General features: G+C 67.8%; 14 protein-coding genes. 11 read left to right on the plus strand and 3 right to left on the minus strand.

The window, feature by feature from the left end:
• Positions 1-67 precede the first annotated feature (67 nt).
• On the plus strand, positions 68-541 hold the full coding sequence (locus tag AMK58_RS02230) for an MgtC/SapB family protein (protein ID WP_035669305.1): 474 nt from the start codon (positions 68-70) through the stop codon (positions 539-541).
• On the opposite strand, the gene AMK58_RS02235 is transcribed toward AMK58_RS02230, so the two are convergent.
• Together AMK58_RS02235 and AMK58_RS02240 are read right to left on the minus strand one after the other, a co-directional pair.
• On the minus strand, positions 525-1709 hold the full coding sequence (locus AMK58_RS02235; RefSeq protein WP_059398558.1) for a multidrug effflux MFS transporter: 1185 nt from the start codon (positions 1707-1709) through the stop codon (positions 525-527). The genes AMK58_RS02230 and AMK58_RS02235 overlap by 17 nt on opposite strands.
• A 63-nt stretch (positions 1710-1772) precedes the next feature.
• Entirely contained in the window at positions 1773-2579 is an 807-nt protein-coding gene (locus AMK58_RS02240) for a M48 family metallopeptidase (protein WP_059398559.1), read from the minus strand.
• 198 nt (positions 2580-2777) lie between these two features.
• On the opposite strand from AMK58_RS02240, the gene AMK58_RS02245 reads away from it, so the two are divergent.
• From AMK58_RS02245 to AMK58_RS02290, 10 genes are all read left to right on the plus strand, one after another.
• The gene (locus AMK58_RS02245; RefSeq protein WP_059398560.1) at positions 2778-3908 is read left to right on the plus strand and encodes a sensor histidine kinase; all 1131 of its coding nucleotides are present in this window, start codon (positions 2778-2780) and stop codon (positions 3906-3908) included.
• A 205-nt stretch (positions 3909-4113) separates the two neighbouring features.
• Positions 4114-4506: a hypothetical protein gene (locus tag AMK58_RS02250; protein WP_137165169.1), complete on the plus strand. Its 393-nt coding sequence runs from the start codon at positions 4114-4116 to the stop codon at positions 4504-4506.
• Positions 4507-4820: 314 nt separating this feature from the next.
• Positions 4821-6158, plus strand: coding sequence for a sn-glycerol-3-phosphate ABC transporter substrate-binding protein UgpB (gene ugpB / locus AMK58_RS02255; RefSeq protein WP_035669300.1), 1338 nt, complete (start codon positions 4821-4823; stop codon positions 6156-6158).
• Between the two features lie 201 nt (positions 6159-6359).
• Complete coding sequence (ugpA, locus tag AMK58_RS02260; protein ID WP_035669298.1) at positions 6360-7244, plus strand: sn-glycerol-3-phosphate ABC transporter permease UgpA; 885 nt, start codon at positions 6360-6362, stop codon at positions 7242-7244.
• On the plus strand, positions 7241-8113 hold the full coding sequence (gene ugpE / locus AMK58_RS02265; RefSeq protein ID WP_104675446.1) for a sn-glycerol-3-phosphate ABC transporter permease UgpE: 873 nt from the start codon (positions 7241-7243) through the stop codon (positions 8111-8113). Before ugpA ends, ugpE begins: the two co-directional genes overlap by 4 nt.
• 3 nt (positions 8114-8116) lie before the next feature.
• Positions 8117-9190, plus strand: a complete 1074-nt coding sequence (locus AMK58_RS02270) for a sn-glycerol-3-phosphate import ATP-binding protein UgpC (RefSeq protein WP_035669296.1) — start codon at positions 8117-8119, stop codon at positions 9188-9190.
• Positions 9191-9292: 102 nt separating this feature from the next.
• Positions 9293-9898, plus strand: coding sequence for a glutathione transferase GstA (gene gstA / locus AMK58_RS02275; RefSeq protein WP_035669294.1), 606 nt, complete (start codon positions 9293-9295; stop codon positions 9896-9898).
• Between the two features lie 92 nt (positions 9899-9990).
• On the plus strand, positions 9991-10425 hold the full coding sequence (locus tag AMK58_RS02280) for a VOC family protein (RefSeq protein ID WP_035669290.1): 435 nt from the start codon (positions 9991-9993) through the stop codon (positions 10423-10425).
• Positions 10426-10871: 446 nt separating this feature from the next.
• A complete protein-coding gene (locus AMK58_RS02285) occupies positions 10872-11501 on the plus strand; it encodes a calcium-binding protein (protein ID WP_051139976.1) in 630 nt (209 codons plus the stop codon).
• Positions 11502-11753: 252 nt separating this feature from the next.
• Positions 11754-12263, plus strand: coding sequence for a hypothetical protein (locus AMK58_RS02290; protein WP_035669287.1), 510 nt, complete (start codon positions 11754-11756; stop codon positions 12261-12263).
• Positions 12264-12286: 23 nt separating this feature from the next.
• Here the strand turns inward: AMK58_RS02290 and AMK58_RS02295 are convergent, their stop codons facing one another.
• The gene (locus tag AMK58_RS02295) at positions 12287-13723 is read right to left on the minus strand and encodes a DEAD/DEAH box helicase (protein WP_059398561.1); all 1437 of its coding nucleotides are present in this window, start codon (positions 13721-13723) and stop codon (positions 12287-12289) included.
• Positions 13724-14179 lie beyond the last annotated feature (456 nt).

The raw sequence follows: 14179 nt of genomic DNA on the forward strand, positions 1-14179 counted from the left end.
TGAAAAATGCGACCGGGCGCAAAAAAGTAGCAAGCGTTACGCAAAGGTAAAAATAGGGAGGAATAACATGGACTTGAGTACGGCCATTCCGGTCTGGGACATGGCGGCCCGGCTGGCCGCGGCGGCGGTTTGCGGGGCGGCGCTGGGACTCGACCGCGAGATCCGGGGCAAGGCGGCGGGGCTGCGCACCCACACGTTGGTGGCCATCAGCGCGGCGGTGACCACCCTGGTTGCGCTGGAGCTTTACTGGGGCATGGCCGGGAAGGGGACGGGCGGGGGCGACATGGACCCCACCCGCGTCATCCAGGGCATCGCCCAGGCCATCGGCTTCATCAGCGCCGGGGTGATGTTCCGTGCCGGGACCACGGTGCGCGGGGCGACCACCGCGGCGGTGATCTGGATGGCCGGCGCGCTGGGCATCGCCTGCGGGGCCGGCTTCTACCTGCTGGCGGGGATGGCGCTGGCGCTCTGCCTCGCCGTCACCATCGTTTTCTCCTACGCCCTGCGCTGGATGCCGGACTCGGTCAAGTCCGAGGACTGACGAGGAGCCGGTGGGCCAGCGCGCCACCCAGGGCGACCAGCCCGATCGCCGTCATCATGGGAAGCTGGCTGTCGGCGTGGGTGTGGCCGAGCACCACGCCGATCAGCGCCGCCACGGTCATCTGCACGAAGCCGACCAGCGAAGAGGCCAGCCCGGCCATCATCGGATAGGGGCCGACCGCCCCGGCCATGGCGTTGGGCAGGGTCAGTCCGGCGCCCAGCATGAAAAGGAAGACGGGACCCACCACCGCCGCCAGATGCAGCACCCCGCCCAGCGCCAGCCCCACCCCGAGCAGCCCGCCGGCCAGCGACACCGCCGTGCCGGTGCGGATCATCCGCGGCCCGCCCAGCCGCGCGCTCAGCCGCCCGGCCAGGAAGGAGCCCACGGCGTAGCCCAGCACCACCGCGGCGAAGCTTCCCCCGAACTGCGCGGGCGTCAGGTGCAGCCGCCCGATCAGCACGAAGCTGGACCCGGAAATGAAGGCGAAGATGCCGCTGTAGGCGAAGGCCACCGTCAGCATCTGCCCGACGAAGCCGCGGTCGCGCAGCAACAGCGCGTAGTTGGCGACCAGCCGGCCGGGCTGCAGCGCCGTCTCGTCGCGGTTGGCGTTGGTCTCGCCCATCAAGGTCCAGGTGGCGGCCAGGATCAGCGCGGCGAAGCCGGTCAGCAGCAGGAAGTTGCTCCGCCAGCCGAACCACTCCGTCAGGACGCCGCCCAGGATGGGGCCGGCGGCGGGGGCCAGGGTCATGGCCATCGCCATGTAGGCCAGCACGGTGGCCGCCCGGTCGCGTCCGAAGACGTCGCGCACCACCGCCCGCGCCACCACCGGGCCGCAGCAGGCGCCCAGCGCCTGGAAGAAGCGCGCGACGATCAGCGTCTCGATGTCGTCGGTCAGCGCGCAGGCGGCGCTCGCCACCAGATAGATGAGGATGCCGCCGAGCAGGGCGGGCCGCCGCCCGAAGCGGTCGGACACCGGCCCGTAGACGAGCTGCGACACCGCGAAGCCGGCGAGGAAGACCGACAGGGTGAGCTGCACCGTGGCGATGTCCGTGTCGAACACACTGACCAGAGTCGGCAGAGAGGGCAGGTAGAGGTCGGTGGACAGCGGGCCGAAGGCGACGAGCGCCGTCAGCAGCACGCGAACGGTCAGGGAATCGGGACGGGGCATGGAGAGAGTCGGGCCGGGAGCGATGGGGGAGGCGCACTCTAGCAGAGGCTCGGCGCGACCCCGTCACGGCGTTTCGGTATGACCGTCATTTGCAGGTGAAACCATTTCCGTCCCCTCAAAGCCGCCCTCGCCGTAGCGCAGCAGCCGTGCGCCGTTGGCCTTCAGCCAAAGGCGCGGCGTGCGCACGTCGCCGGTCAGCTGCGCGCACAGCGTCCAGAAACGTTGGGAGTGGTTCATCTCGCGCAGATGCGCCACCTCGTGCCCCACCACGTAATCGAGCACGGACTCCGGCGTCAGGATCAGCCGCCAGGAGAAGGAGAGGCGCCCGGTGGCCGAACAGCTTCCCCAGCGGCTCTTGGTGTCGCGCACGGTGACGGCGGCGACCCGCGCGCCGATCAGCGCGGCCTTGGCGCGCGACCGCTCGGCCAGTTCGCGCCGCGCCTCGGCCATCAGGAAGTCGCGCACCCGGCGGGCGACATGCTCCGCCCGGCCGCCGACCAGGATCGCGCCGTCCTCGCGCCGGGTCGCCCCGCGCAGGTCCGGGGCGTGCCGGATGACATGGTCGATTCCCAGATAGGGCACCACCGCCCCGTGGGTGAAGGGAAGCTGCGGCGGCAGGGCGGCCAACCGCGCCCGGACCCAGCCGTCGTGCCGCCCGACGAAGCGCAGCGCCTCGGCTTCCGGGACGCCCACCGGGATCACCACCTGGATCAGCCCACGCCCGGCGTCCACCCGCAGGGTCATCCGGCGGGCGCGGGCGCTTTCCCGCAGCTCCAGCGGCACGGGCAGGCCGGCGACCGCCAGGGCGCGCGGGGCCTTGGGACGTGGAGACTGGGTTTTGGAGGGCTGGGATTTGCGGCGGAAGAGCATACCTGACTTATAGCCCGCATGGCCGGCCTGGGCCAATGGGCCCATTCTCGTTTACATTCAAACGGAATTTGTCCCAAGTGAGTTTTGCATGTGATATTTGACTCCGATGCCCAAGTGGCCGGATAAGTGTGCTGTAATCTCAGTTTTTGCGGTGAAGTTGTGGCCGAGTATACCCAGAAGAACTCAACCGAAGGTCATATGACTGATCGTGCGATCTGGCTTGAGGCTCTGGTCTCCGCCAACGGCGCCGCTCACGCTTTGCTTGGGCTGGACGCGCGGCTTCTCGTGGTCAACCAAGCTTTTGCCGCGGCCTTCGGCCGCCTGCCGGAGGAGGCGGATGGCAAGGAGCTGACCGAGTTGGGCGTTCCGGCGGCCATCGTGTCCCAAGTCGAGGCGCAGGTCCGCCGTGTCGTCCTCACCGGGACCCCGGTGTCGGCCTTCGGCCTGCTGCCCCGTGGCGAAATGGTGCTGAGCCCGGTGCGCGACGCGGACGGGGTCGTCACCGCGGTCGCCGCCATCGCCGACACCAACGCCGCCGCTCTGGCCGCCGCCCGCGCCGAGGCCGAGCGGGCGAAGGCCGAGACCGAGCGGGTCCGCCAGGAAGCCGAGACGGGACGCACCGCCATCGGGCGCTTCCTGTCGGCGGCCAGCCACGACCTGCGCCAGCCCTTCCAGGCCATGCATCTGTTCCACCATCTGCTGATGGGGCGCCTGACCGATCCCGGCGCGCGGGATCTGGGCGAGAAGCTGGAGATGTCGATCGAGGCGGCGGAGACGCTCCTGCGCGCCCTGCTGGACGTGTCGAAGCTGGAGGCCGGGCTGGTCCGGATGCAGGTGCAGACCTTCCCCATCGACGAGACGCTGAGCCGCCTGCTCAACGAGTTCGCGCCGGAGGCCGACGCCAAGGCCCTGCGCTTCAACGTCCGCCCTGCGGACGCGGAGGTGAGCACCGACCCGGTGCTGCTGGAGCAGCTTCTGCGCCCGATCCTGTCCAACGCCCTGCGTTTCACCGAGTCGGGCGGCGTGCTGCTGGCGGCGCGGCGGCGTGGCGGCGCGTTGCGCATCGAGGTGTGGGACACCGGCCTCGGCATCGCCCCCGCGGACCAGTCGGCGATCTTCGACGACTTCCGCCAGCTCGGCAACCCGAACCGTGACCGTCGGCATGGGCTGGGGCTCGGCCTCGCCATCGTGCGGCGTCTCGCGACGCTGCTGGGCCTGCCGGTCTCGCTGCGCTCGGTGCCCGGCAAGGGGTCCGTCTTCGCGGTGGACGTCCCGCTGGCGGCGGCGAGTGCCGCGGAACTGCCGGTCGAGAGCAGCAGCGCGGCGTGACAGGGCGGGGGCGCGTTTCCTCCTTCCAACCGAACGAACAGAGAGCGCCGTCCTCGCTTGCGCTGGCCGACCCGTCCATTGGCGCCGCGCCGGACGTCGATGGAGCGCGCATACTTCCTCCGAAGGCCGGGGCCGTTCACGGCACGCCGGCCCCGGCGTCATGGTCCGGGTGCGCCATGGGCGCTGCCTGGGATCGGAGGGAAGCATGCATCGCGAAGCAGGGTGCCGGCTGGCCGGTTGTCTGGCGGGGATGATGATGGCCGCCTTTGTCATCCTGCCCGCCGCCGCGCAGACGACGAGCCTGGACTGGGACCAGCGCGGCTGCGTCTTCGGTCCCCGGCCCGGCCTGGACCGGCTGGTGCCCGGCTACAACCCCGGTGCGCAGCCCTATTACTGCCCGCCGCCCGCCGCGCTGTACCCCGCGCCGCCGGTCGCGGCCCCGACGGCGTCGCACTATCTGTCGGCGCCGAGCCGGTCATACTGCCTGCTGCGCTCCTCCGGCCTGATGGGGGACAGCCTGTCGCAACTGGCCGGGTCCCTGTGCCGCGACGACGCCGCGCTGTGGGCGCTCGCCCAAACATGGCACCCCGAGAGATGACGTTATGGTGATAGTCCGTACTGATACGTACGGCTGATTGACAGCCTCCCCCTCTATCCTTAAGGCTTGCAAAAAAGAAACACGCATGCGGGGAGGAAAACCATCGATGCCGGCGCAACATCCGCCACCGACTTAAGTCCCGTTCCATGCCTTACGCAGGACCGACGTTGCAACCGCGAGGAGCGGATGCGGCGCGCCCCTGCGCGCGTGTTCCGGACACGTCACCAAATCTTCACAAGACCGTCGCGGGACCGCAACCCGCGCCCTGCATGTCAGCACATCACGCAATCGATTGGTTCCAGGGAGAGACCACCATGCTGACCCGCCGCAAGCTCGCCGTCTCGACGGCCGCCTTCGCGCTCGCCGCCGGTTTCACCGGCGCCGCCTACGCCCAGCAGAAGACCGTCGTCGAATTCTGGCACGGCCTGCCCCAGCCGCTCGGCGGCCAGCTCGAGCAGGTGGTGAAGGGCTTCAACGACAGCCAGGACAAGGTCCAGGTCAACCCGACCTTCAAGGGCAGCTATCCGGAGACGATGCAGGCGGCCATCGCCGCCTTCCGCGCCGGCAACGCCCCGCACGTCGTGCAGATGTTCGAGGTCGGCACCGCCACCATGCTGTCCGCCGGCCCGGCCATCAAGCCGGTGCACCAGTTGATGAGCGAGACGGGGTCGGGCTTCGACGCCGCGGCCTACATCCCGGCGGTGCGGGGCTATTACAGCTCCAAGGACGGCAAGATGATGGCCCTGCCGTTCAACAGCTCCACCACCATCACCTTCTACAACAAGGACGCCTTCCAGAAGGCCGGCCTCGACCCCAACAAGCCGCCGGCGACCTGGCCGGAGGTGGCCGACGCGGCGCGCAAGCTGAAGGCGGCGGGCGTGACTTGCCCGATGACCTTCTCCTGGCCGACCTGGACGCAGTTCGAGCAGGTCGGCGCGCTCCACGACAAGCCCTTCGCGTCGGAGGCCAACGGCTTCGGCGGGCTGAACGCCACGCTGAAGATCAACGACCCGTTCTTCGTGAAGCATCTCCAGACGCTGATCGATCTGCAGAAGGAAGGCGCGCTGCGCTACGGCGGCCGCGACAACGCCGCGGACTCGCTGTTCCCGTCGGGCGAATGCGCGATGATCCAGGCCTCCTCCGGCCTGCGCGGGCGCATCATCAAGGAGGCCAAGTTCAGCTGGAGCGCCGCCCCGCTGCCCTACTGGCCGGACGCCATCGCGTCGCCGAAGAACTCGATCATCGGCGGCGCCGCCTTCTGGGTGATGACCTCGCCCAAGCGCACCGCCGACGAGTACAAGGCCGTCGCCGCCTTCTTCAGCTACCTCGCCCGTCCGGAGGTGGACGCCAAGTGGCACATGGACACCGGCTATGTTCCGGTGACGCTGCAGGGCTTCGAGCTGGCGAAGAAGGAAGGCTTCTACGAGAAGAACCCCGGCGCCGAGGTGCCGGCTGAGCAGCTCACCCGCACCGCCACCACGGAGAACACCATGGGGCTGCGGCTGGGCAACCTGCCGGAAATCCGCAACATCATCCAGGAGGAGATGGAGAAGGCGTTCCAGGGCCAGCAGACCGCCCAGCAGGCGCTGGACAACGCGGTGAAGCGCGGCGACACGGTCCTGCGCAACTTCGAGCGCGCCAACAAGAACTGAGCGTAACTCCCTCTCCCCTCTGGGGAGAGGGCAGGGGTGAGGGGGATGCGCTTGTGCCGGACGTGCCAGAACGCGCACCCCCCTCACCGCCCGCTTCGCGGGCATCCTCTCCCCGCTTTCGGCGGACCGAAGGTCCGCCTGTCGCGTCAGCGCAAACTTCGTTTGCGCGTGAGCGGAGGGTAGAGGGTTGAAAGGGGTTCCATGCAACGTCGCGTGATTTTCGACAACAGGGCGCTGCCCTACCTGTTGCTGGCGCCGCAGGTGGCGGTGACGCTGATCTTCTTCATCTGGCCGGCGGCGCAGGCGCTGTGGCAGTCGGTGCATCTCCAGGACGCCTTCGGCCTGCGCAGCCAGTTCGTCGGGCTGGAGAATTTCCAGGCGGTGCTGAGCGACCCGAACTATCTGGAGACGGTCAAGACCACCATCGTCTTCAGCGCGTCGGTGACCGTCCTGTCGCTGGCCTCCGCGCTGGGGCTGGCGGTGATGGCCGATTCGAAGATCCGGGCGGCGGCGGCCTACAAGACGCTGCTGATCTGGCCCTACGCGCTGGCGCCCGCGGTGGCGGCGGTGCTGTGGATGTTCATCTTCAACCCGGACATCGGCATCCTGGGCCGCGCGCTGAACAACCTCGGCTACGCCTGGGACTACCGGCTGAACGACGGGCAGGCGCTGACCATGGTCATCCTGGCGGCGAGCTGGAAGCAGGTCTCCTACAACTTCATCTTCTTCCTGGCCGGGCTGCAGGCCATCCCGCGCTCCGTGCTGGAGGCGGCGAGCATCGACGGGGCGGGGGCGGTGCGCCGCTTCTGGACGATCACCTTCCCGCTGCTGTCGCCGACCACCTTCTTCCTGCTGGTGGTGAACATCGTCTACGCCTTCTTCGAGACCTTCGGCACGATCCACGCCCTGACCCACGGCGGACCGGGCAAGGCCACGGAGACGCTGATCTTCCGCGTCTACCAGGACGGCGTGGTCAACCACGACCTGGGCGGTTCCTCGGCGCAGTCGGTGATCCTGATGGTCATCGTCATCGCGCTGACCGCCATCCAGTTCCGCTTCGTCGAGCGCAAGGTGCATTACTCATGACCCGCGACCGCGACACCCCGCGCTCCGGCGGGCGCCTGATGGACATGGTCCCGCACCTGATCCTGATGCTGGGCGTCCTGATCTTCGCCTTTCCGATCTACGTGACGATCATCGGCTCGACCTGGGACGCCGCCACCATCGGGCGCGGCAACCTGCCGCTGACGCCGGGCGGGGAGATGCTGAACAACTACGCCTCGGCCTGGAGCGAGTCGCAGGGCAACCGCGTCATGCACACGCCCGTGCGCATCATGATGTGGAACAGCCTCGTCATGGCGCTGGTCATCGCGCTGGGCAAGATCGCCATCTCGATCATCTCGGCCTACGCGGTGGCCTTCTTCCGCTTCCCGCTGCGCATGGTCTTCTTCTGGATGATCTTCATCACGCTGATGCTGCCGGTGGAGGTGCGCATCATCCCGACCTACGAGGTGGTGGCCAACCTCGGCCTGATCGACAGTTACGCCGGGCTGACCATCCCGCTGATCGCGTCGGCCACGGCGACGCTGCTGTTCCGGCAGTTCTTCCTGACCATCCCGGACGAGTTGGTCGAGGCCGCGAAGATCGACGGGGCGGGGGCGCTGCGCTTCTTCCTGGACGTGGTGCTGCCCCTGTCGCGCACCAACATCGCGGCGCTGTTCGTCATCCTCTTCATCTACGGCTGGAACCAGTATCTCTGGCCGCTGCTGATCACCAACAGCGCGGAGATGGAGACCGTGGTTATCGGCATCACCAAGATGATCGGCAACGGCGAGGCCGCGACCGACTGGAACCTCATCATGGCGACGACGGTGCTGGCCATGCTGCCCCCGGTGGGGGTGGTCGTGCTGATGCAGCGCTGGTTCGTCAAAGGCCTTGTGGACAGCGAGAAATAAGAAATGGCAACGGTCGATCTGAATCGGGTCCGCAAGTCCTACGGCGCCGTCGAGGCCATCAAGGGCATCGACATCAGCGTCGCGGACGGGGAGTTCCTCGTGCTGCTCGGCCCCTCGGGCTGCGGCAAGTCCACGCTGCTGCGCATGGTCGCCGGGCTGGAGAGCATCACCGGCGGCGAGATCGCCATCGGCGGGCGGGTGGTCAACGGGCTGGAGCCCAAGGACCGCGACATCGCCATGGTGTTCCAGAATTACGCGCTCTACCCGCACATGAGCGTGTTCGACAACATGGCCTACGGGTTGAAGATCCGCGGCCTGCCCAAGGCGGATATCCAGGCCCGCGTCGCCAAGGCCGCGGAAATCCTGGAGCTGAACCGCTTCCTCGACCGCCGGCCCAGCCAGCTGTCGGGCGGGCAGCGGCAGCGAGTCGCCATGGGCCGCGCCATCGTGCGCGAGCCCGCCGCCTTCCTGTTCGACGAGCCGCTGTCCAACCTGGACGCCAAGCTGCGCACCCAGATGCGCGTCGAGATCAAGCGGCTCCAGGACCGGCTGGGCATCACCAGCCTCTATGTGACGCACGACCAGGTGGAGGCGATGACGCTGGCCGACCGCATCCTGGTGATGAATCACGGAGTGGCCGAGCAGGTCGGCACGCCGCTGGAGGTCTACCAGCGTCCGGCCAGCCTGTTCGTGGCGGGCTTCATCGGGTCGCCGCCGATGAACATTCTGGATGCGCGGTTCGACGGTGCCGGGCAAGCGGTGGCGCTGCCCGGCGGCACCGCCTTCGCCCTGCCGCGCCCGCGGCCCGACATGGCCGGGCGGCCGGTCAAGCTGGGCGTACGGCCGGAGCATCTGGCCGTCACGTCCGGCGACGGACCGCTGATCGTCACGGTCGATCTGGTGGAAGCGCTGGGTGCCGACACGGTGGTCTACGGCCGCCTGCCGGACGGGGAGGGGATGGTGGTCCGAGTCGCCGGCCTGCCGTTCTGCCGCGAGGGCGAAACCCTGCGCGTCGGCGCGCCATCCGACGCCCTGCACCTGTTCGACTCGGAGAGCGGACGGCGCCTGTCAGATTGATTGGGTGCCGGATTGAACGGGGTGGGGCGGTTGCAATCGCCCGTGGCACGTGTCCCACTGTCGATCCGTCATGTCCCGCCGAAAACAAGGATAAGAAACGTCATGAAGCTCTACCTGAAGCCGGGCGCCTGCTCGCTGTCGCCGCACATCGTCCTGCGCGAAAGCGGTCTGGCCTTCGACGTCGCGGCCGTCGACCTCGCCGCCAAGAAACTGGAGGACGGCAGCGATTTCCTGGCCGTCAACCCGAAGGGCCAAGTGCCGACGCTGGCCTTCGACGACGGCGCCATCCTGACCGAGGGCGCCGCCATCGTTCAGTACGTCGCCGACCGCGTGCCGGAGACCGGTCTGCTGCCGGCCGTCGGGACGATGGAGCGCTACCGCGTTCTGGAGTGGCTGAACTTCATCGGCACGGAGTTGCACAAGACCTTCAGCCCGCTGTTCCGCCCGACCACGCCGGACGCCTACAAGGATATCGCCAAGCAGACGCTGACGGCCAAGTTCGCGGCCGTTGAGGCCGGGCTGGCCGGCAAGGACTATCTGACCGGCGACCGCTTCACGGTGGCCGACGCCTATGGATTCACGGTGCTGCGCTGGGCGCCGCGGGTCGGCCTGCCGCTGGACGGCTACCCGAACATCACCGCCTACATGGCCCGCGTCGCCGGGCGTCCGGCTGTGGCGGCAGCGCTGGCGGCGGAAGGGATCGCCTGACTCACCTGTTCGATCCCGGGACAGCTGGTGATTGCCCGAGTAGACTGCTCGGGCAATCACCAGCAGGGAGGGGGGCTCAAGCCCCCGTGAGCATGAGCGCAACCGACCGCAAACCCGTTCCGCCCTTCCACCTCGCCTTCCCCGTCCGCGACAAGGAAGAGGCGCGCGCCTTCTACGCCGGCCTGCTGGGCTGCGGGGTGGGACGGGAATCCGACCGTTGGATCGACTTCGACCTGTACGGCCATCAGGTGGTGGCCCATGTGACCGAGGAGGCCGGAACCCGCGCCACCAACCCGGTCGATGGCGAGGACGTGCCGGCCAGCCATTTCGGCGTGATCCTGGATTGGGGCGACTGGCACGCGCTGGCCGACAAGCTGAAGGCGGAGGGAATGAAATTCCTCATCGAGCCGCAGATCCGCTTCAAGGGCCAAGCGGGCGAACAGGCCACCATGTTTTTCCTCGACCCGAGCGGGAACGCCCTGGAGTTCAAGAGCTTCCAGGACATGGGGCAGATCTTCGCGCGGTGATGGGCGCGTAGGGACGGCTTGTCTTTCAAGGGAATATTGCCCCTCCTCCTCACCGGGTGGAGGGGCTTTTCCTGTCGATCTGCACCCTCTACCCTGTTCTGTTCGTGTGTCAATAGAAACACGGATGAAAGGCGCAGGGCCGAATGTGGTTTTCGCCGCTTCAGTTTCTGCTTTGTTTTTGACTAGATAGATAAGTAATGAAGTTAATGCTTTCGTGTGTATTTTATTGTTGTTGACTGTTTGCTTTTCCCATGACAGATCTCGCTTTGAGAGCATTTCAGATGTTGCGCTCAACCGCATGCTGTGGTGTGCATGGGCAAGCGCACCTGAAGGGCCTCTGTTCGGAAAACATGATCGGCCGATCCGGCGAAAGCAGCGCGGTCGACCAAACAAGAAAACCTTCCGAGCATTCATTCGAAGATGCATAAAATAAGTGAGGATTCGACATGAGCGTCATCAATGGAACGTCCGCGTCCGAAGTGATCGATCTGCGGGGATTGGTCCCCGGGCCGTACGAGACCGGCAACGGCTCCGCGGCGGGTGCCGGCAATGACACCGTGTATGGCAGCAGCTATCCCGACGTGATCCAGGGCGGGAGCGGAAACGATCTTCTCTACGGCTTCAACGGAAACGACATTCTGGTCGGCGACGACGGCAACGACACGCTGTACGGCGGCAACGGGAACGACAGCCTCCTGGCCAGCGCGGGGAACGATCACCTGCTGGGCGAAGCCGGCGACGACACGCTGTATGGCGGGGCGGGCAACGACGTCTATTATCACTCGGCGAATGGCGGCGTCGATCTCATCAACGACGACAAGTCGGAAGCCGGGATGCCGGGCTACGGCGGCGGAACGTCCGACGTCGTGTACTTCACCGATGTGACGATGGCGAATCTTGCCTTCTTCCGTCCGACGGGAAGCAACGACCTGTGGATCTCCAGCGTGGCTGACTTCAGCGACGGCTATCTGAATGATGGCGTGATCATCCAGGACTTCTATCTCGGTGGCAACAACACCATCGAGTATCTGTACAGCTCCGACTCCTACGCGTTCAATCTGACGACGCTGCTCTGACCGGCCCATCGTCACGAAACGGCAAAGCCGCCGCGGCCATCGCGGCGGCTTTTCTTTGATGGGCAAGGAAATGGTTCGACGCCATCGGCATTTCTTTCACCCTCGCTGGGAAAATTCAGCCCTGCGCATCCGGTTCAGCCGCCCACTTCCGCCGCGGCGGTTGCCTGCGATCAGGCGCCGCCGGTGATGGCATGGAAACTGCTAAGGGGTGGGTTGCCGAAGGGAGGCGAAAGATCAACCAGGAGGTGTTTCATGAGCAGCCTGTCCGTTTCCGCGCCGGGATATGGCCCGTCAGGCGCGTACGCGCTGAACGGTGGCGGGGTCACCCGCTTTTCGGCGGCGACCAAGGCCACGCCGGAGATGATGGCGCGGGTCGGGGTCGGCGATTCCGCCTTTCAGCAGCAGATGAGGATCGCCGGTGATCCCAACGCCGTGGACCCGGCGGTTGCGGCGCGCAGCCGCGCCGTGCAGGCCCACACCGTGTTCCGGCAGGGCGGTCAGGTCGTCGCCGCCGTTTGGCGGGACGGCCAGACGCAAATGAGCAACGGGCTTGCGTCGCGGCTCGACTGGACCGCGCTGGAGCGGCAGACCGCCGCCATGTCCGAAGCGCAGCGGCGGGACGTGATCGCCGCGGCCATCGCCAAACAGCTCGGCGCAGGCATCCAGGTCCAGCGCTACGGCGACAGCGGCGCCGCGCCGACCCGTGGCGCGGTGATCGACGAGCAGGCTGCGGCAAACCAAGCGGTGCGCGGCGGGCGGTGATCCCGCCGCGCATCGAACAGACCTTAGGCCGCGGACCGCTTGTTCCCGCCCGGCTGGCCGCCGTGCGGGGCGGGGCGGCGGTTGTGGCGGTTCTGCTGGTTGGCCGACACCTTGGCCTTCAGCGGCTGGTCGCCGGTGGCGCCGGCAACCCGCGCGCCCTGCGGCGCCGGCGGCTTCGCACCCTGGGCCTTCGGCGCCTGCGGCTTCTGGCCCTGCGGCTTGTTGCCGCCCGCCTGCTGCTGCGGCTGGCCGCGGCCCGGACGGGGCTGCTTGGGCGCCGGCTTCGGCGGCTTGGCCGAAGAGGCATGGATCGCCGCCACCACCGACGCGTGGTAGGGATGGTCGTGGTCGGCCGGGACCGGCTGGCGGATGGTCTTCTCGATGGCCTTCAGATAGGCCACCTCCTCCGCGTCGCAGAAGGACACCGCGCTGCCGTCGGTACCGGCGCGGGCGGTGCGGCCGATGCGGTGGACGTAGCTTTCCGGCTCGTTCGGCAGGTCGAAGTTGATGACGTGCGTGATGCCGTCGATGTCGATGCCGCGCGCCGCGATGTCGGTCGCCACCAGCGCCTTGAGGTCACCGCTGCGGAAGGACTCCAGGGCGCGCACGCGGGCCGACTGCGACTTGTCGCCGTGGATCGCGTCGGCCGGGACGCCGGCCTTCTTCAGATGGTCGGCGATGCGGTCGGCGCCGTGCTTGGTGCGGGCGAAGACGATCGTCCGCTCCATGGCACCCTCCTGGAGAAGGTCGGCGAGCAGGCGGCGCTTGTCGGCGCGGTCCACGAACAGCACGCGCTGGGCGATGCGCTCCACCGTGGTGGACTGGGGCGCCACCTCGATCCGCTCGGCGTCGGTCAGGATGCTGTGCGCCAGCTCGACCACGGCTTCCGGCATGGTGGCGGAGAACAGCAGGGTCTGGCGCTGCTTCGGCAGGACCGCGACCACCTTCCGCACGTCGCGGATGAAGCCCATGTCGAGCATGCGGTCGGCCTCGTCCAGGACGAAGATCTCGACTTGGTCGAGCACGCACTGCTTCTGGGCCATCAGGTCGAGCAGGCGGCCCGGCGTCGCCACCAGCACGTCGGTGCCGCGGGCCAGAGCGGCGACCTGCGGGCTCTGCCCGACGCCGCCGTGGATCACCGTGCGGCGGATCGGCAGGTGCCGGCCGTAGGTGCGGAAGCTCTCGCCGATCTGCAGCGCCAGCTCGCGCGTCGGCGTCAGGATCAGCGTGCGCGGCGCCTTGGCCTGCACGCGCTTCTTGTTCTGGAACAGCCGCTGCAGGATCGGCAGGGTGAAGGCGGCGGTCTTGCCGGTGCCGGTCTGGGCGAGGCCGAGCACGTCGCGGCCCTCCAGAAGAACGGGGATGGCGCCGGCCTGGATCGGCGTGGCGGTCTGGTAACCCTCTTCGGCGACGGCGCGCAGAAGGGGCTCGATCAGGCCGAGGCCACTGAATTCGGTCATACGGGGAGGGTCCTGGTCACGTGAACAGAGGCTGCACCTGGGCCGTGCCCGGACTCTTCCGGGGCGGCGTGGCTTGGGGCGCTCCGCCGCGGGAGTGCGCGGAGCCATCAATTCACCGTGGGAAGGCGCAAGCGGCGCCGGTACCGGGACGACGAGGAGCCGGCAGCCCCAAAGCAAAATCGACCGGACACACATAGGGGGTGGGGCGGCTTTTGGCAAGCAAACAAGGACCTTGGCCCCGTTCCGGACCGGAAATGTCCCTGGTCCGGGCGGCGGGTTCGGGGGACGGTTGGGGATGGCGGAGCGTGCCGCGGCGGTGGGTGAGGCATTTTGACGCGTGAATTCCCGGACAAAAAAACGGGGTATAGGATTGCGAATGAATTTCAGTATTATGATGCGCGCTGCAGCATGGCGCCCCGGATCGCGGGACACGGCGCCGCAACGGATGGCAAAGGC

This window comes from Azospirillum brasilense, assembly GCF_001315015.1.
Classification (GTDB): domain Bacteria; phylum Pseudomonadota; class Alphaproteobacteria; order Azospirillales; family Azospirillaceae; genus Azospirillum; species Azospirillum brasilense.